The sequence below is a fragment of the Streptomyces sp. NPDC002773 genome (assembly GCF_040295605.1).
Taxonomy (GTDB): Bacteria; Actinomycetota; Actinomycetes; order Streptomycetales; family Streptomycetaceae; genus Streptomyces.
This window is the reverse complement of sequence record NZ_JBEOVO010000001.1, coordinates 187,402-209,551: the sequence shown is the minus strand read 5'-3', so window position 1 is coordinate 209,551 and position 22,150 is coordinate 187,402. Positions and strand designations below refer to the sequence as shown.

The 22,150-nt window shown below is 72.7% G+C and carries 18 protein-coding genes and 1 tRNA gene; 8 read left to right on the top strand and 11 right to left on the bottom strand.

Annotated features, from left to right (window positions below; genetic code table 11):
• Window positions 1-104: 104 nt before the first annotated feature.
• A complete protein-coding gene (locus ABT034_RS00950; RefSeq protein WP_502972765.1) occupies window positions 105-2,096 on the bottom strand; it encodes a YfjP family GTPase in 1,992 nt (663 codons plus the stop codon).
• A gap of 1 nt (window position 2,097) precedes the next feature.
• Window positions 2,098-3,714 carry a dynamin family protein gene (locus tag ABT034_RS00945; RefSeq protein ID WP_351209841.1) on the bottom strand — a complete coding sequence of 539 codons (1,617 nt, stop codon included), beginning with the start codon at window positions 3,712-3,714 and terminating at the stop codon, window positions 2,098-2,100.
• A 293-nt stretch (window positions 3,715-4,007) separates the two neighbouring features.
• Here ABT034_RS00945 and ABT034_RS00940 point away from each other — a divergent pair.
• The 4 genes from ABT034_RS00940 (at window position 4,008) to ABT034_RS00925 (ending at window position 5,763) form a co-directional block, all read left to right on the top strand.
• Window positions 4,008-4,080, top strand: a tRNA-Arg gene (locus ABT034_RS00940).
• Window positions 4,081-4,275: 195 nt separating this feature from the next.
• Window positions 4,276-4,686: a RidA family protein gene (locus ABT034_RS00935; RefSeq protein ID WP_351209839.1), complete on the top strand. Its 411-nt coding sequence runs from the start codon at window positions 4,276-4,278 to the stop codon at window positions 4,684-4,686.
• Window positions 4,687-4,711: 25 nt separating this feature from the next.
• The gene (locus ABT034_RS00930; RefSeq protein WP_351209837.1) at window positions 4,712-5,047 is read left to right on the top strand and encodes a hypothetical protein; all 336 of its coding nucleotides are present in this window, start codon (window positions 4,712-4,714) and stop codon (window positions 5,045-5,047) included.
• A gap of 74 nt (window positions 5,048-5,121) precedes the next feature.
• Entirely contained in the window at window positions 5,122-5,763 is a 642-nt protein-coding gene (locus ABT034_RS00925; protein ID WP_351210409.1) for a hypothetical protein, read from the top strand.
• Between the two features lie 15 nt (window positions 5,764-5,778).
• Here the strand turns inward: ABT034_RS00925 and ABT034_RS00920 are convergent, their stop codons facing one another.
• A complete protein-coding gene (locus tag ABT034_RS00920) occupies window positions 5,779-6,237 on the bottom strand; it encodes a pyridoxamine 5'-phosphate oxidase family protein (RefSeq protein WP_351209835.1) in 459 nt (152 codons plus the stop codon).
• Between the two features lie 654 nt (window positions 6,238-6,891).
• Here ABT034_RS00920 and ABT034_RS00910 point away from each other — a divergent pair.
• Window positions 6,892-7,542 (top strand): endonuclease, encoded by a 651-nt coding sequence (locus ABT034_RS00910; protein WP_351209833.1) that lies wholly within the window; start codon window positions 6,892-6,894, stop codon window positions 7,540-7,542.
• Window positions 7,543-7,789: 247 nt separating this feature from the next.
• Here ABT034_RS00910 and ABT034_RS00905 read toward each other — a convergent pair whose 3' ends face one another.
• Complete coding sequence (locus ABT034_RS00905; RefSeq protein WP_351209831.1) at window positions 7,790-9,145, bottom strand: esterase-like activity of phytase family protein; 1,356 nt, start codon at window positions 9,143-9,145, stop codon at window positions 7,790-7,792.
• Window positions 9,146-9,454: 309 nt separating this feature from the next.
• Between ABT034_RS00905 and ABT034_RS00900 the strand changes: the two genes are divergently transcribed.
• Entirely contained in the window at window positions 9,455-11,674 is a 2,220-nt protein-coding gene (locus tag ABT034_RS00900; RefSeq protein ID WP_351209829.1) for an FG-GAP-like repeat-containing protein, read from the top strand.
• Window positions 11,675-11,741: 67 nt separating this feature from the next.
• Here ABT034_RS00900 and ABT034_RS00895 read toward each other — a convergent pair whose 3' ends face one another.
• Window positions 11,742-13,589, bottom strand: coding sequence for a DUF2079 domain-containing protein (locus ABT034_RS00895; RefSeq protein WP_351209827.1), 1,848 nt, complete (start codon window positions 13,587-13,589; stop codon window positions 11,742-11,744).
• A 50-nt stretch (window positions 13,590-13,639) separates the two neighbouring features.
• On the opposite strand from ABT034_RS00895, the gene ABT034_RS00890 reads away from it, so the two are divergent.
• On the top strand, window positions 13,640-14,791 hold the full coding sequence (locus tag ABT034_RS00890) for a winged helix DNA-binding domain-containing protein (RefSeq protein ID WP_351209825.1): 1,152 nt from the start codon (window positions 13,640-13,642) through the stop codon (window positions 14,789-14,791).
• A 67-nt stretch (window positions 14,792-14,858) separates the two neighbouring features.
• Here ABT034_RS00890 and ABT034_RS00885 read toward each other — a convergent pair whose 3' ends face one another.
• The 6 genes from ABT034_RS00885 to crcB (ABT034_RS00860) all read right to left on the bottom strand — a co-directional run bounded on the left by ABT034_RS00885 (window position 14,859) and on the right by crcB (ABT034_RS00860) (window position 20,437).
• Window positions 14,859-15,521: a potassium-transporting ATPase subunit C gene (locus tag ABT034_RS00885; protein WP_351209823.1), complete on the bottom strand. Its 663-nt coding sequence runs from the start codon at window positions 15,519-15,521 to the stop codon at window positions 14,859-14,861.
• A 21-nt stretch (window positions 15,522-15,542) separates the two neighbouring features.
• On the bottom strand, window positions 15,543-17,669 hold the full coding sequence (gene kdpB / locus ABT034_RS00880; RefSeq protein WP_351209822.1) for a potassium-transporting ATPase subunit KdpB: 2,127 nt from the start codon (window positions 17,667-17,669) through the stop codon (window positions 15,543-15,545).
• Entirely contained in the window at window positions 17,666-19,330 is a 1,665-nt protein-coding gene (kdpA, locus tag ABT034_RS00875) for a potassium-transporting ATPase subunit KdpA (protein WP_351209820.1), read from the bottom strand. The genes kdpB and kdpA overlap by 4 nt, the downstream gene beginning before the upstream one ends.
• 9 nt (window positions 19,331-19,339) lie before the next feature.
• Window positions 19,340-19,429, bottom strand: a complete 90-nt coding sequence (gene kdpF / locus ABT034_RS00870; protein ID WP_033204243.1) for a K(+)-transporting ATPase subunit F — start codon at window positions 19,427-19,429, stop codon at window positions 19,340-19,342.
• A 247-nt stretch (window positions 19,430-19,676) separates the two neighbouring features.
• A complete protein-coding gene (gene crcB / locus ABT034_RS00865) occupies window positions 19,677-20,027 on the bottom strand; it encodes a fluoride efflux transporter CrcB (RefSeq protein WP_351209817.1) in 351 nt (116 codons plus the stop codon).
• Window positions 20,024-20,437, bottom strand: coding sequence for a fluoride efflux transporter CrcB (gene crcB / locus ABT034_RS00860; protein ID WP_351209815.1), 414 nt, complete (start codon window positions 20,435-20,437; stop codon window positions 20,024-20,026). Before crcB (ABT034_RS00860) ends, crcB (ABT034_RS00865) begins: the two co-directional genes overlap by 4 nt.
• A gap of 422 nt (window positions 20,438-20,859) precedes the next feature.
• Here crcB (ABT034_RS00860) and ABT034_RS00855 point away from each other — a divergent pair, with 422 nt between their 5' ends.
• The gene (locus ABT034_RS00855) at window positions 20,860-22,125 is read left to right on the top strand and encodes an IS701 family transposase (RefSeq protein WP_351209813.1); all 1,266 of its coding nucleotides are present in this window, start codon (window positions 20,860-20,862) and stop codon (window positions 22,123-22,125) included.
• Window positions 22,126-22,150 lie beyond the last annotated feature (25 nt).

Here is a 22,150-nt window from a genome sequence, read left to right as displayed (position 1 = left end):
CCCCACCATGTTGAGACGAAAGGGAAGTTCCCGCCCGCGCCTGTGGACAGCGGCACGGATGGGCGTAACTCCTTCACCCGGAAGAGTGATGGGGAGCGGCGCCGTCACCTCCCCCGTACACCCGCCCGTGTCGCACCCCACCGGGTCGCGCCGGCGCGGATCCCGCCGACGATCCGCGCCGAGGAACGGATCCCCACGACCGTCGCGTACTGCTCGCGCACCTCCCGGTAGCGCATCAGCTCCGCCGCCACCGGGTCGAGCACCCGGGCCCGGCCGCAGGCCGCCGCCGCCTCGCGCAGGCGCCGTTCGGCCTCCTGCCCGTACCGCTTGGCCGGACCCTTCACCGCGCCCTCGCAAGCCCATTCGACGAGCGGTCCGCCGATGATGCCGCCGAGCATCACGAGGACCGCGGGGAGCAGCCCCGGTTCCACGACGCCGACGATCTGGGCCACCAGCCACAGCGCGCCGAAGAACTGGAGGAGCGTCATCACGATCTGGGCGAGGACGGCGGCGGGCCACCAGGCGGGCCGGGGCGGCCGGGCCGCCGGGTCTCCGATGGTGACCGTCAGCTCGTCCAGGGCCTCGGGCAGCCCGTCCGCCCCGCGGGCCGCCGCCTCCCGTACCGCCTGCGCCCAGGGCGTGGGGAGCCCGCGCGAGGCCTCGTCGGCGACGATCCGTACCGCCTGCTCCACGCACTGGCGTGCCGTCAGCTCATCCTCGACCGGGGAGGAGAGGCGCGGGTCGGTGGAACCGTGGGCGCGCAGCCGCTCGTACCAGCGGTAGAGCCGTAGCCACGGCGTGCCGCAGGCGCGGATGGCGCCGCGGCGCCAGACCCGTTCGGCGGCCTCGCCCGCGGCCTGGGCGCCGACGGCGGCCGCGAGCCGGTCCGTGAAGGCCTCGCGGGCCCGCTCGTCGAGGCCGGGCCGCCCGTCGGCGAGGTAGGCCGGGCGCAGCCGGGTGGCGGCGGCGTCGACGTCGGCGGCGAGCCGGCGCTCGGGAGCGGTCCGTTCCTGGACGAAACGGGCGATGAGTTCCCGGAGTTCGGACACGCCGTCGCCGGTCAGGGCGGAGACGGCGAGGACGGTGGCGCCGGGTTCGCCGTGCTCGCCGAGCGCCACGCCGTCCTCGTCGAGGAGGCGGCGCAGGTCGTCGAGGACCAGGTCGGCGGCCTCCGTACCGAGCCGGTCGATCTGGTTGAGGACGACGAAGGTGACCTCGGCGTGCCCGGCGAGCGGCCGGAGGTAGCGCTCGTGGAGGGCGGCGTCCGCGTACTTCTCGGGGTCGACGACCCAGATGACGGCGTCGACGAGGCCGAGGACCCGGTCGACCTGGTCGCGGTGGGCGGTGAGCGCCGAGTCGTGGTCGGGCAGGTCGATGAGGACGAGCCCCTGGAGTTCGGTGTCGGCGGCGCCGCCCGCGAGGGGCCGGCGGCGGAGCCGGCTGGGGACGGCGAGCCGGTCGAGGAGTCCGGCGGCGCCTTCGGACCAGCTGAGCGCGATGGGCGCGGAGGTGGTGGGGCGGCGCAGGCCGGTCTCCGAGACGGGTACGCCGGCGAGCGCGTTGAACAGCGTGGACTTGCCGCTTCCGGTGGCGCCGGCGATCGCGATCACGGTGTGCCGGGAGGAGAGCCGCTGCCGGGCGGCGGCCTCGTCGAGCACCCGCCCGGCCTCGGCGAGGGCCTCGCTCTCGACCCGCGTACGGGAGAGCCCGACGAGCTCGTGAAGGGCGTCGAGGCGGATACGGAGGGGGCCGCCGTAGCTCCCGCCGAGGGGCGGCAGGGTGTCCTCGTCCTGCGGACCCCGGCCGAGACCGGCTCCTTCGGAGGACCCGCCGCCGGGGCCGACGCCGGCCGCGGCGGCGGCCCGATGGTCGGCACGCCGGGCGATCAGTCCGTCGTCCCAGCGGAGCTGGGCGCGACCGCCGTCGCCGCCACCGTCGCTGTCACCGTCACCGTCGGCGTCACGCGCAAGGCGGTCCCCACCCCGACAAGGTTCCCTCCGCAGATCTCCACCCGATTCCCTCCGCAGATCTCCCCCGCGATCGCCGTCCACATCCCCGCCCCCGTCCCCGCCGCCATCCACATCCACATCAACCACGTCACTTCTCCTTCTGCAGTACGGAGAGCGCGGCGATCAGCTCCGCCTGCGGCTCGGGGGTCACGTCGAGTGCTTCGAGGGGCGCGAGGAGCCGGTCGCGTTCGGCGTGCAGGACTCGGTCGACGTACGAGAGGACGAGTTCGCCGCCCTTGTCGCGCAGGCGCAGGGCGGACTTGGCGCCGAGGAGTTCGGCGAGGCGCTCGCCCGCGGGGCGGGTGCGGCGGCCGCCGAGGAGGGCGGCGGCGAGGAGGGCGGCGACGGTGTCGGCGTCGGGGGCGGCCGTACGGGAGGTGGAGGGGCGCTCCACTCCGCGTACCTCGTCCTCGGCGAGTTCTTCGAGGACGCGGCGCCAGCGCCGCACCTCGACGCCGATCCGCTCCCCCGCCTCGCGGTCGCCGCCGGTCCGTACGGGGCCCAGGGCGCCGGCTGCGGGTTCGCGGCGCCAGGCGTCGTCGACGCGTTCCTCGGCGGCGGAGACCGCGCAGTGGAGGAGGGCGGCGAGGGACTCGACGAGGGCGTCGAGGAGTTCGACGGCGGTGCTGTCGCGGGGGTAGCCGCGCCAGCGGGTGCGGGCGTCGCCGGCGAGGACGGCGCCGCGGCCGAGCAGGGTGCGGACACGTTTCCCCTGCTCGCCGTAGGCGGCTTCGACGGCACCGCCGAGGCGGACGGCGGCGGCGTACTGCGCGGCGACGGCGGCGGCCAGCTCGGGGAGCCGGGCGTCGAGGGAGTCGATGACGCCGGAGGCGGTACGGTTCGCGGCCTGCTGCCGGGCGGCCGGGTCCTCGGCGCTGTGGGCGAGCCAGCCGCGCAGGGCGGCGACCGCGCTGTCGGGCAGGAGGCCGCTGCCGCCGTCGGCGGACTCGGGCAGCTCGGGGATGGTGAAGCGGGGTACGTCGCCGAGGCCCGCCTTGTCGAGCAGGGCCGCGTACTGCCGGGAGACCTCGCCGATGACCTGGTGGGGGACGCGGTCGAGGACGGTGACGAGGGTGGCGTCGTACTCCTTGGCGGTACGGAGCAGGTGCCAGGGCACGGCGTCGGCGTACCGGGACGCGGTGGTGACCATGACCCAGATGTCGGCGGCGCAGATCAACTCGGCGGCGAGGAGCCGGTTCTCGACGACGAGGGAGTCGATGTCGGGCGCGTCGAGGAGGGCGAGACCCCGGGGCACGGAGGAGGCCGTCTCGACGCGCAGGGCGTTCTCCTCGGGAGGCTCCTCCGGAGGGTGGTCGTCGTCGGTCTGGGGCAGCCAGACGCGGGTGAGCTGCGGGAGGACGCGCATTCCGGCGAACCAGTGGTGGTCTTCCGGGTGGCACACGAGCACGGGTGTGCGGGTGGTGGGTCTGAGCACGCCCGACTCGCTGACGCGCCGCCCGACAAGGGAGTTGACGAGCGTGGACTTCCCGGCTCCGGTGGAACCGCCGACGACGGCGAGGAGCGGGGCGTGGGGATCTTTCAGGCGAGGTACGAGGTAGTCGTCGAGCTGGGCGAGCAACTCGGCCCGGGTCTGCCGGGCGCGTGGTGTGTCGGGGAGGGGGAGGGGGAGACGCACGGCGGCGACACGGTCGCGCAGGGCGGAGAGTGCGTCGATCAGCTGAGGCCGTTCGTCCAAGGTCACCACATGCGAAGAATGCCCAATTTATGAGTGTTTTTGAAGCCTATTGCGGCCCTGCGCGCCGAAGAGAGCGGCGGCGACCGGAACCTCAGGCATAACGAGTGCACAACACCCGTCCCGAGCGATGCGAAAAGCGCTGCGCAAATCGCACCTGCCTGCGATTATCGTTCCGCTTCACCGAACCTCCACATCGTGCCACGCAGGTGAAGCAACCGGGCCAAGGTGATCGGAGCCCTATCCTTGTCCCGTCAGGCCACACCCCACCCACAAGGGGTTCCTGGCCACACGGCCACCACCCGGCCCCCGTAGCTCAGTGGATAGAGCAGGTGCCTTCTAAGCACTTGGCCGCAGGTTCGAGTCCTGCCGGGGGCGCTCCGCGATCGACCCTCCTTCGGGAGGGTCTTTTTGCTGGTCGGGGGAGGTTTTCGGCCGACTCCAGCCCCTTGGGCGGTCTCGGCGCGCAGTCATTGCGTAGGGGGGTCGGCGAGGAAATGGGGAGACGGGACCAACGGGGCGTTGGCAGGATGTCTGCGCCCCGGACGCTCGACGCGAAAGGACCTGGCCGCCATGGCTCGTGCCGTCACCTTGATTCGCTCCGCCTCTCTCTCCGATGTCGCCGAGTACGCCTACGCGGCCACGGCACCTGCTGAGGCACGCCTGATCTTCCTCGCCGGGGCGTGTCCGCTCAACGACGACGGCTCCACGGCAGCGATCGGGGACTACGCGGGTCAGGCAGCGAAAGCCGTCGAGAACATGCAGGCCGCTCTCAGGGACTCCGGTGCGTCACTCCAGGACGTCATCAGCACAAGGGTCCTCGTCGCATCGGCCCGGCGGGAGGACCTGGTGGCCGCCTGGGAGGTGGTCCGGGAAGCGTTCGGTGACCACGATGTACCCAGCACTTTGCTGGGTGTCACCGTGCTCGGCTACAAGGACCAGCTCGTCGAGATCGAGGCCGTCGCCGCCGTACTCGATTCTTGAGACCCGTTGGCATCCGAATGACACGATGACCGGCTTCAGTGTCGAAGGACAACTGGCCCAGCAGAAGCGAGTTCGCCTCGGCCCTGCGGATGGCCGGCCGCAACATCCTGACGCTCGGCGCCGAGTCCCTGTCCGTCACCTGACTCGCCGAGCCCCTCACGTTCGCACGGAACTGGGCGTACCCGCGCTGAAGACCAGCGACGTCACCTGGCTGACCGACGAACTCGGCGACGCCATCCTCTCCCGTGACATCACGGCGCACTTCAAGGGCCTGCATCGCGACGGTCTCGCCAACCGATCAGTGATCGACAACGCCATGCGGATCACCGAGAAGGGTGAGGAGTACCTCGCCGCCCTCTGACCCACGTACGCAAGCAGGTCCGGCCTCGCAGGGATCACCGCGTACGCCACGAGACACTCTGCCTCGTGATCGTGATGCAGCCCGTCCTGGAGATGTACGCTCCTGGCCCTTTCGTCCTCTGGCCTGTCGCCGGCGGTGAGCCGTTCAGCCATCTGGCGCTCCACGGTGGGCTCAGCCCTGCTGAGGTCGGGGCTGCGGTGAGGCGTATCGCTGAGTGCAATGACATCGATCCCGATCCCGACGTGGGGGACGACCGGCCGCCCCGGCCGGCAGACGCGGTTGGTTCCTTCCTGCACGGGCTGCTCACCTTCGACAGCCTCTTCGCGGCCGGTGGACTGCGTGTCACGGACAGTTCCACAGGCGTCGCGTTCCTCCCTGGTTGCTGCAACGGCCTGGAGGAGTGGCGCGTTTGGTACGAAGTCATCGGCGGCAGCGGGCCCGTCTCCTTTGGTCACGACCCCGACGCGGTCGCCGAGCTCTGCGGCGACGCCGTCCGGCTGACCGTCGACGCCGAGCAGGACAACAGTCCCGTGATCTACGTACCGACCAGCGAGCTGTCGCCCTTGCTGGACGGGGTCGAGCGCGACCTGAGCGCGTTCCTCGTGCTGGCCGCCGACTGGAGCGCCAGGCACCTGCCCGACCGGGCAGCCTCCGTCACTGCCGCCCTCGCCCGAGCCCTCGCCCTACCCGAACCAGCCGGACCGTCGGAGGCGTAACGGTGCACCGGTTTCTCAGTCCTGGGCGGGGATGTCCAGGGCGGTTCCGTACAGGCGGGAAACCTTGATCAGGATGGTTACGCGTCGGTCAGGCAGCGGCTGATCGCCGGGGGCCGTCCCGTCGGCCGGGTCCACGATCTCCGCCTGTCCCTCCGCCACGGCGAACGACCAGATGTCCGGGCCGTTGACATGCAGGGAGGCGTGGGGGTCGCGGCGCAGTTGGCGGACCTTGAGGCGGTCTGCGGTGGAGGAGACCCGCAGGACGCGCTCCTCGGCGTTCCAGTCGTAGAGGACGGTCGACAGGTGCGGGTGGCCGCTGCTCCTGACGCTCGCGAGTACGCCGAACTGCTGCTGGCCCAACAGCCTGGAGAGTTCCTGGTCGGTGAGCACCCGGGGGGCCGGGCCGTCGTTCTGCGTGGTGCCGGCGGGGGTCTCGGTGGCGGTGGTGGCCTCGGTGGCGGTGTGCTTGCTCATGGATCGACCTTTCGGGGGGGGTGGGGTGAGTTCGAGGGAGAAGCGGGCGTCGGCTTGGAGTCGGATGCGGCGAACCTGCGGTCTCTCCTGCCGATTGGCGCCACAAGAGAGACCGTAGCCGATAGTTTTGTTGCAGACTATCGTTTACGGTCTTATTCATTGGTTCGCTTGGTGGAGTGCCCGCCTGCGGCCTTGCTCCACACAGCCCGTGACGGGACGTCATATCCCGAACATGAGTGTGTTGCCGACTTCTCGAGCACCGGGAGGCCTGAGCCGTCGGGCCCGGACCTTCGTCGGCGGGGTGTTGAGGTCGTCGGTCACGAGCCACAGGAGGGCGCGGGGGCGTTGGGGGTCAGCTGGATCAGGGGCTGGGGTGGGGTCTGCTGGGGTGGGTCTGCGGCGACGCCTGCCCGATCTCCCCGGCAAGAAGTACCTCGACTGCCCTTGAGGACCCGGCCGGCCAGGGCGTCGAGGCCGTCCGCCCCATCCGCGACGAGATCAAGCTCCTCATCGAGCGCCTCGTCGCCGAGATCGGCGCCCAGCGGGAGGCGTGACCCGGGAGGCACTCATGCGTGGGTGACCCGGCGCCGTCTGGGTAGCCGCCCTGGGAGGCCTTCGGGCACTGCACCGCGCGGCGACTGCGAGGAGCGGCACGTGAACACCGCCGAGACGATCGAGCAGCTCCTGCGGGAGCACGGGCGGACCTACGCCGACGAGGCCGGGATCGCTCTGCGAGACACACCCGCCCCGCTGTACCAGCTCCTGGTGCTCACCGTTCTGTGCTCCATCCGCATCAAGGCGGACATCGCCACCGCCGCCGCCCGCGAGCTCTTCGCAGCCGGGCTGCGGACGCCGCGGGCCATGGCGGACTCCGCCTGGCAGGCACGCGTGGACGCCCTCGGGCGGGCGCACTACGTCCGGTACGACGAGAGCACCGCGACCGTGCTCGGCGAGGGTGCCGCGCTGGTCCTCGACCGGTACCACGGCGATCTGCGCCGGCTCCGCGAGCAGGCGGGCGGCGACGCGGACGTCCTGCGCCGGCTGCTGCGCGAGGTGCCCAGGATCGGTCCGGTGGGCGCCGACATCTTCTGCCGGGAGGCCCAGGCCGTCTGGCCGGAGCTGCGCCCGTTCTTCGACGAGCGGTCGCGCGGGGCCGCCGAACGCCTCGGCCTCCCCCACACCCCGGCCGGCCTCGCCCGGCACGTACCGCCCGAGGACGTGGCCCGTCTGGCCGCCGCCCTCGTACGCGTCAGCCTGTCCAAGGACGCGGCGGGCACGGCCTCCGACACGGCGCGGGCGGCGTGAGACGTGGGCGGCGTGGGGCGTGGGCGGCGTGAGACGTGGGCGGCGTGGGGCGTGGGCGGCGTGGGGCGTGGGCGGCGTGGGGCGTGGGCGGTGTAAGGCGGGCGGTGTGAGGCGTGGGCGGCGTGAGACGTGGGCGTACGCCCCGACGCCGGGCAGTCGCCCCACTGCGCCGCCCCCCCCTGCCGGGCAGTCGCCCCACTGCGCCGCCCCCCTGCCGGGCAGCCGCCCTGCCGTCCCCCCGCCCCCCTCACCCCACCCGACGCGCCAGCCCGACCCTGACCAGCGTGGTCTCCACCCCGCTGTCGACCAGTCGGCCGTTCGCGTCGAAGGCCTCGGGGCCGTCCGTCATGCCGAAGTCGTTGTCGTTGATGAGGACGAGGGTCGAGGAGTCCTCCACGGCGACGCCTTCGATCTTGCCGGGCACGCCCTCGACCGTGTTGAGGTCGACCACCAGGCGCTTGCCGAGGACCGGCGCGCCGGCCGCCGCCTCGTCGTCGAGCTGCTCAAGGGTGGGCGCGGCGGACGAGTCCCAGGTCGAGCCGAGGATGTCGGAGCCGCGGCGGAGGCGTACCTCGTACAGGCGGGAGGACGTGTCGGTGCGCTCCTGGACGAGGAGGCGGTCGCCGCCGAGTGCGACGAGGGCGGAGATCTTCAGCTCGGACGTCTTCGTCTGGCCGGGCTCGACGACACCGACCGGGTCGAAGCGGTACGCGTACTCCGCCGTGACCCGGTGCGTACGGGTCGAGAAGCGCAGCAGCCGCGTGGTCCGGGAGTCCTCGCCCGACGCCTTGTCGGGGTTCAGCAGCGGGCTCTGCAGGGCCATGACCAGGTCGCCGCCGGGCAGCAGCGCGAGGCCCTCGAAGCCGCGGTTGATCTTGCGCTTGAGGAAGACCGAGGGGAGCGACTCGATCACCGGGTAGTCGGCACCGGTCAGACCGAGGCCCTCGGGTACGTGCCGGGCGAGCACCCGGCCCTTCGCGGAGACGTGCACGAGCGAGGGGCCGTACTCGTCCACCAGCCAGAAGCTGCCGTCCCTGTCCCGCACGAGGCCCTCGGTGTCGAGGCCGTTCGGGTTGTACGGGAGCGGGGTCGAGGCGTCGTACGTGTACGGGATCTCGTCGCGGCCCGGCTGGTTGGGCAGGCCGGTGACGGGGGCGCCGGAGGCCGTGGTGAGCGGGATGGAGCCCAGCACCTGGACGCGGCCGCCGACGGCGCGGACCTTCACGATCGCCGGGTCGAAGCCCGGCACCGGGAACGTACGCCGCTTGTCCTTGCCGACGGCTATCTGCCCGTTGGGCCCACGGTCCGTCACGGTCCAGTACTCGCCGCGCCGTTCGGCCGGGAACAGGTCGCTGCCGATGCCGCCCAGGTCGACGTCCCGGTCGTCGTCGACGCTGCCGGGCAGCAGGGAGTTGCTGAAGGCGGCCAGCGGGATGTCGGGCAGGGTCGAGGTGGAGACGACCCGGGCGACGGAGCCGTGCCGCGCCGGCTCCGCCTCGGCCGTCCCCATGACCACCGACAGCGCGAGCGCGGAGGTCAGCGGCAGGACCACGACCGCGGGTCGGCCCCGGAGACGCGAACTCAGTGACCTCAGTGACCTCATTGACCTCAGCGAACTCCGTGACCTCAGCGAACTCATCGGCCCCAGCGGTCCCATCGGACTCCGTGAACTCTGCGGACTCATCTGGACTCCCTTGAACACATGCACATGGAATGTCGCCCGTGGGCATGTCGATCTCGCCCGGAGAGGCGGCCCCATGGTCCTTTTCCGGCCACAACGGCGAGCGTCGTGTCCGCGACGACACGGCGATCCCTGGGTGAACGGGCGAACTCTCCGTACAACCACCCGACCCGATCGCGAGTCTGTTCGGGTACGGGAGTTCCGTGCCCGTCCTTCTCGTGGGGGTTCACCTTGCAGTTCCGCTCCACCGGTACCCGTCTCGCCGCGGCCGTCACCGCGGTCCTGGCCGTCACGGCGCTCGGCGCCGGCACCCTCGTCTCGGCGCCGGCCGCCTTCGCAGCGCCCTCGGGTCCCGCCGTGGCCGATCAGGCCGCCGCCCTCCCGGTCTTCCCGACCGGGGCCCGGCTCCTCGGTACGGGTTCCACCGGCTTCCTCACCTACGACTCGCACCCCTCGGACGAGTCGAGGGAGTTCCTCTGGACGCCGTACGACGGCGGGGAGCCGACCCCGCTCCCGCGCCCCGACGGCACCGGTTGGGCGATGTCGGGCAGCGACGTGCTCGTCCACGGTGACCACGTACTCACCTCCGAGATGCGGTCGCTCACCCTGCGGAACATGGCCGCACCGTCCGCCCCGGGCGTCGCCCTCGATCTCGACGAGCTGAACGGCAACTACGTCGCCGCGCTGAGCCCGACGAGCGTGCTCGCGCAGATCACGAACGAGGACGGCACGGCGGAGCTGCACGTCGTGACCAAGGACGGCGCCGCGCTGTCCAGCCGGAAGGTGTCCGGGCTGCCCGCGGACGCCGACCACTTCTTCACCAGCACGCCGGTCAGGGACGGCATCGCCTTCGTCGGGTACGAGACGGGTCCCGAGGGCGCGCGGACCGGCGGCCGGGCCCTGATCGACGTCGGGGCGGGGACGGTCTCCGAGACCTACGCCTCCGCCGAGTCCGGCTACGGCTCCAGCGACCTCATGTTCTCCGGTTCGCACGTGGCCTGGCTCGACCGGGAGAGCGGCACCGGCCCGTTCATCACGTCCGTCGACCGCTCCACGCGCACCGTGAAGCGCACCGCCCTGGCTGCCGACGACGAGTGGTCGGCCGAACTCGTGGACGGCTGGCTCGTCTACGGCAACGCCTGGAGGCCCGCCAAGGCCCTCTCCCTGATCAGCGGCGAGCTCCACGACCTCGCCGAGACCATGACCGGTGCGTCGGCCGCGGCCGACGGCGGCGCGGTGTTCAGCGGCAAGCGGGCCGCCGACGGTGACGGCCTGTTCCGGATCACCACGGCGGGGGACGGCACCCCGGCCGTCACCAAGGTGGCGGACATGGACGAGCCGACGCCGCTGACGATCGACCAGGTCCACGTCCCCGACTCGGTGAACCTCGACAGGACCGGCGGCAAGGTGACGCTCGGCTGGACGCTGTCGCGCCCCGACGTCTCCGTGCACGTCACGCTCACGCACATGGTCACGGGCAAGGAGTACCACCAGTACGCGCACGCGTCCGCCGGCAGCACGCTCTTCTCCTTCGAGTGGGACGGCCGCGCCGACGACGGCACGGACGCGCCGAACGGCTCGTACGCGGTGGGGGCCGAGGCCACGTCGGACGATGGGGGCGGCGAGCCGGTCTACCAGGGCTGGCTCATGAACGTGCACCGCACGGGCAACCCGCACGACTACACGAACAACGGCTCCACCGACGTCCTCGCGCGGGACACCGCCGGTGTGCTGTGGCGCGACGACCTGCGGGACCGGCCGGTGAACGGCCGGGTCGAGACCGCCCGGCGCGACCGGGTCGGCCCGGGGTGGCAGGCGTACAAGCAGATCGAGGCCGCCGGTGACCTCGCGGGCAACTCGGTCGGTGACCTGATCGCCCTCGACGGCACCGGCGTGCTCTGGCACTACCTCGGCAAGGGCGACGGCACCTTCGCGACCCGGGCGAGGATCGGCGGCGGCTGGGGTGCCTACACCAAGCTGACCGGCGGCTCGGACCTCAACGGCGACGGCCGCGCCGACCTCCTCGCCGCGGACACCGCAGGCGTGCTGTGGTTCTACAAGGGCACGGGCTCCGCCACCTCCCCCTACGCCGCCCGGGTGCGCGTCGGCGGCGGCTGGGGCGCCTACAACCAGATCACCGCCGTCGGGAACATCGCCGGTACGGCCGCGGGGGACCTGGTCGCCCGCGACACCGCCGGCATCCTCTGGCTCTACCAGGGCGACGGCCGCGGCAACTTCGCCACCCGCGTGCGGGTCGGCGGCGGCTGGGGGGCCTTCACCCAGCTCGTCGGCGCTGGTGACGTCGACAACGACGGGCGCCCGGACCTGATCGCGTACGGGGCGGGCGGCACGTACGTGTACCGCTCGACCGGCTCCGCCCTCAGCCCCTTCGTCCGTCAGTCGACGTCCCTGTACGCGGGCGAGGGCTCCAAGTTCAACAGCGTCGCCTAGCAACCCTTCCGACCCCCGCCGACCCCCACCAGCCCACGACGCGCCCCCGCCGGCCCCACCGCGCCCCCTACCGCAGCAGCAGGTTCGCCCCCACGTCCGTGGGGACGGCCTCGCGGACGGGGGTGCTGTCGGGGCCCGGCAGGCGCATGCCGGGGACGGTGGCGGTGCGGTCGGTGCGGTGGAGCAGGACCGTCCCGTCCTGGTCCCAGACCCGGGTGTAGCCGTGGGCGAGGAGGAGCCGGACACGCTCCCGCTGGTCCTCGGTCGAGGCGAAGGGGAACGTCCGGTCCCGCGTGCGGAGGAGGACCCAGTCGGCCCCGCGCGGCGTCGCGTCGGCGATGACCACGTGGGTACGGGCGGTGAGGCGGGGCGCGATCGTGTTGTCCGCCTCCACCGTCGCGCCGTCGGGGATGAGCGCGGCGGCCGCCGCGAGGGGGCTCTTGTCCGGCGACGGGCGCCAGAAGTCCGGGCGGAACAGGAGGTTGAGGCCGAGGGCGACGGCCGCCGCCGAGGCGAGCGCGACCGCGGTCACCGCCCACCGGCGGAACACCGCCCGGTTGCCGCCGCGGTGCAGCCGGGCCGCCGTCTCCAGGGCCGCCGTCACCAGGATCGGCCACAGGAAGGCGTCGTAGTGGTTGATCACCGGCCAGTGGTTCGGGTTGTCCGAGAGGACCCGTTCCGCCAGGAGGGGCACGGCGAGCAGGAAGGTCCGGGAGCCGAGCGGCAGCAGGGCCAGACTGCCGAGGGTCCAGGCCACCATGGCGACCTTCACGAACGGCGTCACGGCGACCTGGAGCAGCACCCAGGGGGCCGTGACGACATGGGCGAGCGCCGAGCCCGGGTCGGCGCCGAGGCGCCCGTACGACCAGTAGTAGCCCTCCGGTCCGCCCATCGCCGGCAGGAACCACACGATGACGGCGGCGGAGACCAGCGGTCCGGCGAGCGCGAGCGCGATCCCCGCGGCCCGGCCGGCGCGGTGGCCCGCGCGGTGCGCCCGTACCGCGAGGACCAGGCCGAAGGCCCCCACGACGAGCCCCATGTCCTCCTTCGCCGTGCACAGCAGGGCCGCCCAGCACGCTGCCGCGCCGTACCGGTGGGCCAGGCCGCGCTCCAGCATGAGGAGGGTGAACGGCACCGCGAAGGCCACCTCGTGGAAGCCGTTGTACGAGGAGTTCAGGAGCGGCCAGCCGAGGCCGTACACGAGCCCGCCGAGGTCCGCCGCCCGGCGTGCGGTGAGCGGGTGGGCATCCGCGAAGCAGTGCTGTGCGATGCGCCGGACCACCGGCACGCCGGCCGCGAACAGCGCGGCCTGCGCGAGGACGAGGACCCTCGGGTCGTCCCACAGCCAGTACAGCGGCGCGAGCAGCGCCAGGGCCGGGGTGAAGTGGTCGCCGAGGAGCGAGAAGCCGGGCGGGAACTCGTGGTGCACGTTCTTGATCGGCGACCTCGGCAGCTCGAAGTGCGCGTACGCGCGGACCGCCTGGTCGAAGATGCCGAGGTCGAAACCGGTGAGCCGCAGGGCGAGCCAGGACTGCATGCCGAGGGCGCAGCAGACGAGGAAGCACAGCAGGGTGAGGGCGAGACCGCGGCGCCGGGACCGCGGGCCGGCCGGGGTGGCCGGGTCGGCCGGGGTGGCCAGGGCGGCCGGGGCGGCCGGGGCGGCCGGGGTGGCCAGGTCGGCCGGGGTGGCCGAGGTGGCCAGGTCGGCCGGGGCGGCCGGGGTCGCCAGGTCAGCCGGGGCGGCCGGGGCGGCCGGGGTGGCCAGGTCGGCCGGGGCGGCCGAGGTGGCCAGGTCGGCCGAGGTGGCCGGGTCGGCCGGGGTGGCCGCCGCCTCCCGTTCCTCGTCCCGTTCCGCCTCCGGTTCCTCGTCCGGGCGTCGTGGGGATGTGCGGGTCGGCGTGGCTTCCATGGCCATGACCCTACGGTGCGTCGCCCAGGCGCCCGGGGACGGAGGACAATCGCGCCATGGTGATCACCGCGCGCGCCCTCAACCGCTCCACCCTCGCCCGGCAGTTGCTCCTCGACCGGGCTCCGATCGGCGTCGAGGAGGCCGTACGGCGGGTGGTGGCGCTCCAGGCGCAGCAACCGGGCTCGCCGTACGTCGCCCTGTGGAACCGGGTCGCGGGCTTCGACCCAGCACGGCTCGACGAGGCCGTCGGCGGTTTCGAGTTGGTCAGGTCGACCCTGATGCGGCTCACGCTGCACCTGGTGCACGCCGAGGACTACCGGGCGTTCCGGGAGGGCATGGAGCCGACACTGCGCGGCTCGCGGCTCCACGACCCCCGGTACAAGGCGGCGGGCTTCACGGCCGCCGACGCCGACGCGCTGCTGCCCGACCTGCTCGCGTACGCCGGTGAGGCACGGACCGGCGCCCAGCTGCGGTCCCGTATCGAGGAGGCGCGGGGCGGGCCGGTGGAGGCGGTGGTCTGGCGGATGATCCGCCAGTACGCGCCGCTGTGGCACGCGCCGACGGGGCCGCCGTGGTCGTACGGGACGGCGCAGGCGTTCGTGACGGCGAGCTCGCTGCCGGTCCTGGCCGACCCGGAGGCCGCGACGGCGGGGCTCGCCGCCCTGATCCACCGCTATCTGGAGGGCTTCGGACCGGCGTCCGTCCCCGACATGGCGCAGTTCACCCTGGCGCCCCGGGGCAGGGTGCGCGAGGCGGTACGGGCGCTCGACGGCCGGCTCGACCTGGTGGAGGGGCCCGACGGGACGGTGCTGTACGACGTTCCCGGCGCGCCGCGCCCCGCCGAGGACGTCCCCGCGCCGCCGCGTCTCATGGCCATGTGGGACAGCGTTCTGCTGGCCTACGCGGATCGCGGGCGCGTCCTGCCGGCCGCGTACCGCAGGCAGGTGATCCGGGTGAACGGCGACACGCTGCCGACGCTCCTCGTCGACGGGTACGTCGCCGGGGTCTGGCGGCCGGTCGCGGGCGGCATCGAGGCCTCGGCCTTCCACCCGCTGCCCGCCGACGCCTGGGAGGGCCTCGCGGCCGAGGCCGGGGCCCTCGGCGCCTTCCTCACGGCCCGGGACCCGTGGGTCTACCGCCGCTACGACCACTGGTGGGCGAAGGGGCTGCCGACGGTCGAGACACGGGTACTGCCGGCCGCGGTCTGACGGGCGGCCCTTCAGCCGCCGGCCGCCCCCTGACGCGCGGCCCTTCAGCCGCCTGCCCCGCGCTCCTTCAGCCCCGCCCCGCCGCCAGTTCCTTCAGCGCGATGTTGAGCCGCAGGACGTTGACCCGGGGTTCGCCGATGAAGCCGAGGAGCCGGTCCTCGGTGTGGTCGGCGACCAGCCGGTCGACCTGGGCGGCGGTGAGGTGGTTCCTGGCCGCGACCCGGTGGACCTGGAGCTTCGCGTACGCCGGGGAGATGTGCGGGTCCAGGCCGGAGCCGGAGGAGGTGACCGCGTCCGCCGGCACGTCGGAGGGCCTGACGGGGTGGCCGGGGACCGAGTTGTCGCTGACCACGGCGGCCTTCGCGTCCTTGACCCACTGGATGAGTTCGGCGTTGTCGCCGGAGCGGTTGGTCGCGCCGGAGAGGATGAGCTTGTGCTGGGTGTTGCTCGTGTTGGTGCCCAGGCCGTTCGACGGCCGTGGCTGGAACCAGCGCGGGTCCGGCTTCCCGTCGTCGGTCAGATACGTCTGGCCGATGAGTTCGGAGCCGACGACCTTCCCGCGCGCGTCCTTGATCTCGGAGCCGTCCGCCTTGGCCGGGAAGGCGACCTGGGCGGCGCCGGTGACGGCGAGCGGGTAGAGGACGCCGCACACGACGGTGAGGACGAGGAGGGCGCGCAGTCCCGCCCAGAGCAGGCGTCCCGTGTTTCCGGTGGAGGTGGAGGTGTTCATGAGCGTCAGGCCGCTTTCGGGTCAGCTCAGTCCGGGGACGAGGGACAGGAGGAGGTCGATGATCTTGATGCCGACGAAGGGTGCGACGAGGCCGCCGAGGCCGTAGATCCCGAGGTTGCGCCGCAGCATGGCGTCCGCGCCGCTCGGCCGGTAGCGCACGCCCCTCAGGGCGAGCGGCACGAGGGCGACGATGACGAGCGCGTTGAAGACGACGGCCGAGAGGATCGCGGACTGGGGTGAGGCCAGGCCCATGACGTTCAGCTTGTCGAGGCCCGGGTAGGCCGCCGTGAACATCGCGGGGATGATCGCGAAGTACTTCGCCACGTCGTTGGCGATCGAGAACGTGGTCAGGGCGCCCCGGGTGATGAGGAGCTGCTTGCCGATCTCGACGATCTCGATGAGCTTCGTCGGGTCCGAGTCGAGGTCGACCATGTTGCCGGCCTCCTTCGCGGCCGACGTGCCCGTGTTCATCGCCACGCCGACGTCCGCCTGGGCGAGCGCCGGGGCGTCGTTCGTGCCGTCGCCGGTCATGGCGACGAGCTTCCCGCCCGCCTGCTCGCGCTTGATGAGCGCCATCTTGTCCTCGGGTGTCGCCTCCGCGAGGAAGTCGTCGACGCCCGCCTCCTCGGCGATCGCCTTCGCGGTGAGCGGGTTGTCGCCCGTGATCATGACGGTACGGATGCCCATGCGGCGCAGCTCGTCGAACCGCTCCCGCATGCCGTCCTTGACGACGTCCTTGAGGTGGACGACCCCGAGGACCCGGGCGCCCTCGCCGTCCTCCAGGGCGACGAGGAGCGGTGTGCCGCCGGCCTGCGCGATCCGGTCGGTGAGCGCCTGCGCGTCCTCGGCGACGTCGCCGCCCCGCTCCTTCACCCACGCCACGACCGAACCGGTGGCGCCCTTGCGTACCTTGCGTCCGTCGACGTCGAGGCCCGACATCCGGGTCTGGGCGGTGAACGGGATCCACTCGGCGCCCGTGAGTTCGTCCTGGTGGCGTTCGCGGAGCCCGTACCTCTCGTTCGCCAGGACCGTGATCGAGCGGCCCTCCGGGGTCTCGTCCGCGAGCGAGGACAGCTGGGCGGCGTCGGCGAGTTCGGCCTCGGTGGTCCCCCGGACCGGCACGAACTCCGCCGCCCTCCGGTTGCCCAGCGTGATCGTGCCCGTCTTGTCGAGCAGCAGCGTCGACACGTCACCCGCCGCCTCGACCGCGCGGCCCGACTTCGCGAGGACGTTGCGCTGGACGAGCCGGTCCATGCCGGCGATGCCGATCGCGGAGAGCAGCGCGCCGATCGTCGTCGGTATCAGGCAGACGAGGAGGGCCGTCAGGACGATCATCGACGTCTGCTCGTCGGCGCCCGCGTAGATCGCGAAGGGCTTGAGGGTGACGACGGCGAGCAGGAAGACGATCGTCAGGGAGGCGAGCAGGATGTCGAGCGCGATCTCGTTGGGGGTCTTCTGCCGTGCCGCGCCCTCGACGAGGCCGATCATCCGGTCGATGAACGTCTCGCCGGGCTTCGTCGTGATCTTGACGACGATCCGGTCCGAGAGGACCTTCGTGCCGCCGGTCACCGCGCACCGGTCGCCGCCGGACTCGCGGATCACCGGCGCCGACTCGCCCGTGATCGCGGACTCGTCGACGGACGCCACTCCCTCGACGACGTCTCCGTCGCCGGGGACGACGTCACCGGCCTCGCAGACGACCAGGTCTCCGACGCGCAGGTCGGTCCCCGGGACCCGCTCCTCGCCGTCGCCGTCGCCGGCGCCGGCGAGACGGCGCGCGACCGTGTCCGTCCGTGCCCTGCGCAGGGTGTCGGCCTGCGCCTTGCCGCGGCCCTCGGCCACCGCCTCCGCCAGGTTGGCGAAGATGGTGGTGAGCCACAGCCAGGCGGCGATCGCCCAGCCGAACCAGTCCCCCGGGTCCAGGACGGCCAGCACGGTGGTGAGCAGCGAGCCGATGAGCACCACGAACATGACGGGCGACCTGGCCATGACCCGGGGGTCGAGCTTCCTGATCGCGTCGGGGAAGGACGTCAGCAGCTGCTTCGGGTCGAACAGTCCGCCGCCGACGCGTCCGGTCGCGGCCGGCCGGCCGGTGGGCGCCTCGGACGGCGAGGGCTCCGGGGGTCTGGTGGGGGTGAGGGTGCTCATGCTGCGAGTCCTTCGGCGAGCGGGCCAAGGGCGAGGGCCGGGAAGTAGGTGAGTCCGGCGACGATGAGGATCGTGCCGACGAGGACGCCGGTGAACAGCGGTTTCTCGGTCCGCAGGGTGCCCGCCGTCTCGGGTACGGGCGTCTGCTCGGCCAGCGAGCCGGCGAGCGCGAGCACGAACACCATGGGCAGGAACCGGCCGAGGAGCATCGCGATGCCGAGGGTCGAGTTGAACCACGGGGTGTCGGCGCTGAGGCCGGCGAACGCGGAACCGTTGTTGTTGGCGCCCGAGGTGTAGGCGTAGAGGATCTCGGAGAAGCCGTGCGCGCCGGAGTTGGTCATCGACTGCGACGGGGTGCCGAGGGCCAGGGCGAGGGCGGTGAAGCCGAGGACGAGCGCCGGGGTGACGAGGATGTAGCAGGCGGCGTACTTGATCTGGCGGACGCCGATCTTCTTCCCCAGGTACTCGGGGGTGCGGCCGACCATCAGTCCGGCGATGAAGACGGCGAGGACGGCCATGATCAGCATGCCGTAGAGGCCGGAGCCGACACCGCCGGGCGCGATCTCGCCCAGCTGCATGCCGAGCAGCGTGATGCCGCCGCCGAAGCCGGTGTACGAGGAGTGGAAGGAGTTCACGGCGCCGGTGGAGGTGAGGGTGGTGGCCACGGCGAAGAGTGAGGAGCCGGCGATGCCGAACCGGGTCTCCTTGCCCTCCATCGCCCCGCCGGCCAGCTCGAACGCCGGCCCCTTCCCGGCGAACTCGGTCCACATCATCAGCGCGGTGAAGCCGAGCCAGATGGCGGCCATCGCGCCGAGGATCGCGTACCCCTGCCGGACGCTGCCGACCATGCGGCCGAAGGTCCGCGTCAGCGCGAAGGGGATGAGGAGGATCAGGTAGATCTCGAAGAGGTTCGAGAGGCCGTCGGGGTTCTCGAAGGGGTGGGCGCTGTTGGCGTTGAAGTAGCCGCCGCCGTTCGTGCCCAGCTCCTTGATGACCTCCTGCGAGGCGACCGCGCCGCCGTTCCACTGCTGCGTACCGCCGCCGAACTGCCCGACCTCGTGGATCCCGGCGAAGTTCTGGATCGCACCGCAGGCGACGAGCACGAGCGCGCCGACGACGGAGATCGGCAGCAGGATCCGGACGACTCCCCGGACCAGGTCGGCCCAGAAGTTGCCGAGTTCGCCGGTACGGGACCTGGCGAAGCCGCGGACGAGCGCCACCGCGACCGCGATGCCCACCGCCGCCGAGACGAAGTTCTGCACGGCGAGGCCGCCGGTCTGGACGACGTGGCCCATGGCCTGCTCGCCGTAGTACGACTGCCAGTTGGTGTTCGCCACGAAGGAGGCGGCGGTGTTGAACGCCTGGTCCGGGTCGATCGACACGAAGCCGAGCGAGCCGGGCAGGGCGCCTTGCGCCCGCTGGAGCAGGTAGAGGAAGAGGACGCCGGCGGCGGAGAAGGCGAGGACGCCGCGCAGATAGGCGGGCCAGCGCATCTCCGCTTCGGGGTCGGCGCCGATGCCCCGGTAGATCCACCTCTCCACCCGTAGGTGCGTGTCGGAGGAGTAGACCCGGGCCATGTGGTCACCGAGCGGGCGGTACGAGAGGCCGAGCGCGACGATCAGGGCGAGGAGCTGAAGGGCGCCGGCGAGGACGGGACTCATGGGACGGCCTCAGAACCTCTCGGGCTTGACGAGGGCGAGGACGAGATAACCAAGCAGGGCGGCGGCCACGAGGAGACCGACGATGTTCTCGGCGCTCACAGTTTGGCCACCCCCTTGGCGATGAAGGCCACCAGCGCGAAGACCGCGACCGTGGTGACGACGAAGGCCACGTCGGCCATCGTGAGCTCCCGGATGCAGGAAGAAGGAAGAAAGGATTCTCGGACGAGATGAGGAAACCTCTCTTCCGGCCGCCCACCGCCGTCGTTGACGTGCCCCTAACGCGCCGAATGCCCGTCTTGACGCTTCCCCTACGCGGACCCCGAGGACCCCGAGGACCCCGAGCTTCCTACAGCCCGGCCGCCCGGACTCCCAGCCATACGGCTCCGAGCCCGGCGGCCAGGCTCCCGGCCACGTTCAGCACCGCGTACCCCTTCGCCCCGTTCCCGTACAGCACATGTGTCTCGTACGAGAAGGTCGAGTACGTGGTCAGCGCTCCGCACAGGCCCGTGCCGAGCAGCAGGAACGCATGCGCGGAGGCGACCCCGGCCAGCAGGCCGAGCGCGAACGAACCGACGACGTTCACCGTGAACGTGCCCCAGGGGAAGCCGTGGCCGAACCGGGCCCTCAGGGCACGGTCCGTGAGATGGCGCAGGGGCGCGCCGACGGCGGCTCCCGCGACGACGAGCATCCAGTTCACGCGCGCGCCACCCGCCCGCGTACGGCCCTGGTGACGGTGATCCCGGCCTGGACGGCGGCGAGCGCGGTCACCACGGTCGCGCCCAGGTAGAGCAGGCCGCGCGTCGGGTCGCCCGCGCTCAGCAGCCGCTCGGTTTCGAGGCTGTACGTCGAGAACGTGGTGAACCCGCCGCAGAATCCGGTGCCGAGGAAGGGGCGCAGGAGCGGATGCGGGGCGGCGGGAGGCTCCGTCATGAGGACCACGAGGAGTCCGAGCAGCGCGCAGCCGCTCACGTTCACCGTGAACGTCGTCCAGGGGAAGGCGCCTTCGGGGGTCGGCCAGAGCAGCGCCGCGCCGTGGCGGGCGGTCGCGCCGAGGGCGCCGCCGGCGGCCACCGCCGCGACGACCGGCAGTTCCGCGCGCAGCCCCATGCGTCAAGGGTACGAGGACGGACACGCGCGTCCGTTCACGACGGGGCCGTACGGGGCGGGCCGGGGCAAGGCGCGCGGGCCCGTTCGAGGCGAGGCGCACAGGCGCGGTCACCGGCCTGGGGCATTAACCGGGGACCGGCCCGTGCAGCCTCGCTCTGCGATGGTCCGGCCACGCCCTGCGACGGGTCAAAGCGGGGCCGGTGAGTCTGTCAGATCCCCCGGCGGCGCCCTCGGGACGGCTTCGGCGGGTCCGCCCTGCCGCGCCGAAGACGCCTCCGACCTGCGACGACACGGGGGGAGGTGGTCCGGCCACCATCCGGCGGCCGATTCGGGTGCCGGGTACACCTCGTCCCGGAGGGCGGGGACGGGCGACGGTGGTGGGGCAGCGGGAGGGAGCTGCGCAACCTTCGGGCAGGAGTGTCGTGAGTACATCCGTCGCAATCAAGCGCAGGGCCGTCGCCGGGGCTGTTCCGCCGGCCGTTCTTCCCCTGGGCGTCGTCAGGTCCGTCGGCGCGGCCGGCTCGCGCGAGGACGTCTACGCCGAGCTGTGCGGCGCGCTGTTCTCCGGCTTCCCGCGCCGCGACCAGCGTCTGAAGGCCGAGCAGTATCTGCACGGCCTGCTGACCGCGCAGGGCCGCAAGTCCATCCGCAACATCGCCGCGCAGATAGGCGGTCCCGCGGCCGAGCAGAGCCTGCACCACTTCGTGTCCAGCTCGACCTGGGACTGGCAGCCCATGCGGGCCGCGCTCGCCCGGTTCCTGGAGCGGAACAGCTGCCCGCAGGCCTGGGTGGTGCGTCCCATGCCGATCCCGAAGGCCGGCGAGCATTCGGTGGGCGTGGACCGGCGTTTCGACCCGGAGCGCGGTCAGGTCTTCCACGGCCAGCAGGCCTTCGGGGTGTGGTTCGCCAGCGACGAGCTGAGCGTCCCGGTGAACTGGCGTCTGTTCCTGCCGGATCCCTGGGTCAACGACCGCACGCGGCGCGACCGCGCGGAGGTTCCCCAGGAGGCCGGCGAGGAGACCCTGGAGGAGTGCGCGGTCGCGGCGGCGCTCGACACCGCCCGCTGGCCCGACGTCACCCGCAAGCCGGTGCTGCTCGACATCCGGGGCGGCGCGGGGCGGGCGGCCCTCACCCGGCTCGCCGGGGCGGGGGTGCCGGTGGTGGCCCGGATCGGTCCGGGGTCCCGGCTTGCGATCGCCGACCGGTCGTTGCCCGGTTTCGGGGCGGGCCCGCTGACCGCCGTACAGATCCTGGAGTCGCTCAAGGGGCTGCGCAGGCCGGTGAGCTGGGTGGACACCGTGGCCGGCGCGCGGACCTCGCGTACGTCGCTGGCCACGGCCGTCCGGGTGGCGCTGCCCACTCCGGGCGGGGAGCGGATGCGGCCGCTCGTGCTGCTCGGCGAGTGGGACGATCCCCGGCGGGCCCCGGCCCGGGTGTGGATCAGCGATCTGACCGGGTCTCCGGTCGGTTCCCTGCTGCGGCTGACGAAGCTGGCGCGCCGGGTGGAGCGGGACTTCGCGGAGGTCGGGGAGGGGGCGGGGCTGCGGGACTTCGTGGGCCGCTCGTTCCGCGGCTGGCACCGCCACATCACGCTGGCGTCGGCGGCCCACGCGGCGACGGTCATGGCCGCCACCGACTGGGAGGCGGCGTACGACTCCCGCTACGGCTCGGGACGCACGGCGAGCTGACGGGCGGCGAGCCGGCGGCCGGGGG

Coding starts and splice junctions, on each gene's coding strand:
- ABT034_RS00935 (WP_351209839.1), top strand. CDS start 4,276: ATGGCTCGTGCCGTCACCTTGATTCGCTCCGCCTCTCTCTCCGATGTC.
- ABT034_RS00920 (WP_351209835.1), bottom strand. CDS start 6,237: ATGAGCAAGCACACCGCCACCGAGGCCACCACCGCCACCGAGACCCCC.
- ABT034_RS00925 (WP_351210409.1), top strand. CDS start 5,122: ATGCAGCCCGTCCTGGAGATGTACGCTCCTGGCCCTTTCGTCCTCTGG.
- crcB (WP_351209815.1), bottom strand. CDS start 20,437: ATGGGGCTGCGCGCGGAACTGCCGGTCGTCGCGGCGGTGGCCGCCGGC.
- kdpB (WP_351209822.1), bottom strand. CDS start 17,669: ATGAGCACCCTCACCCCCACCAGACCCCCGGAGCCCTCGCCGTCCGAG.
- ABT034_RS00930 (WP_351209837.1), top strand. CDS start 4,712: ATGACCGGCTTCAGTGTCGAAGGACAACTGGCCCAGCAGAAGCGAGTT.
- ABT034_RS00895 (WP_351209827.1), bottom strand. CDS start 13,589: ATGGCCATGGAAGCCACGCCGACCCGCACATCCCCACGACGCCCGGAC.
- kdpA (WP_351209820.1), bottom strand. CDS start 19,330: ATGAGTCCCGTCCTCGCCGGCGCCCTTCAGCTCCTCGCCCTGATCGTC.
- ABT034_RS00905 (WP_351209831.1), bottom strand. CDS start 9,145: ATGAGGTCACTGAGGTCACTGAGTTCGCGTCTCCGGGGCCGACCCGCG.
- ABT034_RS00890 (WP_351209825.1), top strand. CDS start 13,640: ATGGTGATCACCGCGCGCGCCCTCAACCGCTCCACCCTCGCCCGGCAG.
- ABT034_RS00885 (WP_351209823.1), bottom strand. CDS start 15,521: ATGAACACCTCCACCTCCACCGGAAACACGGGACGCCTGCTCTGGGCG.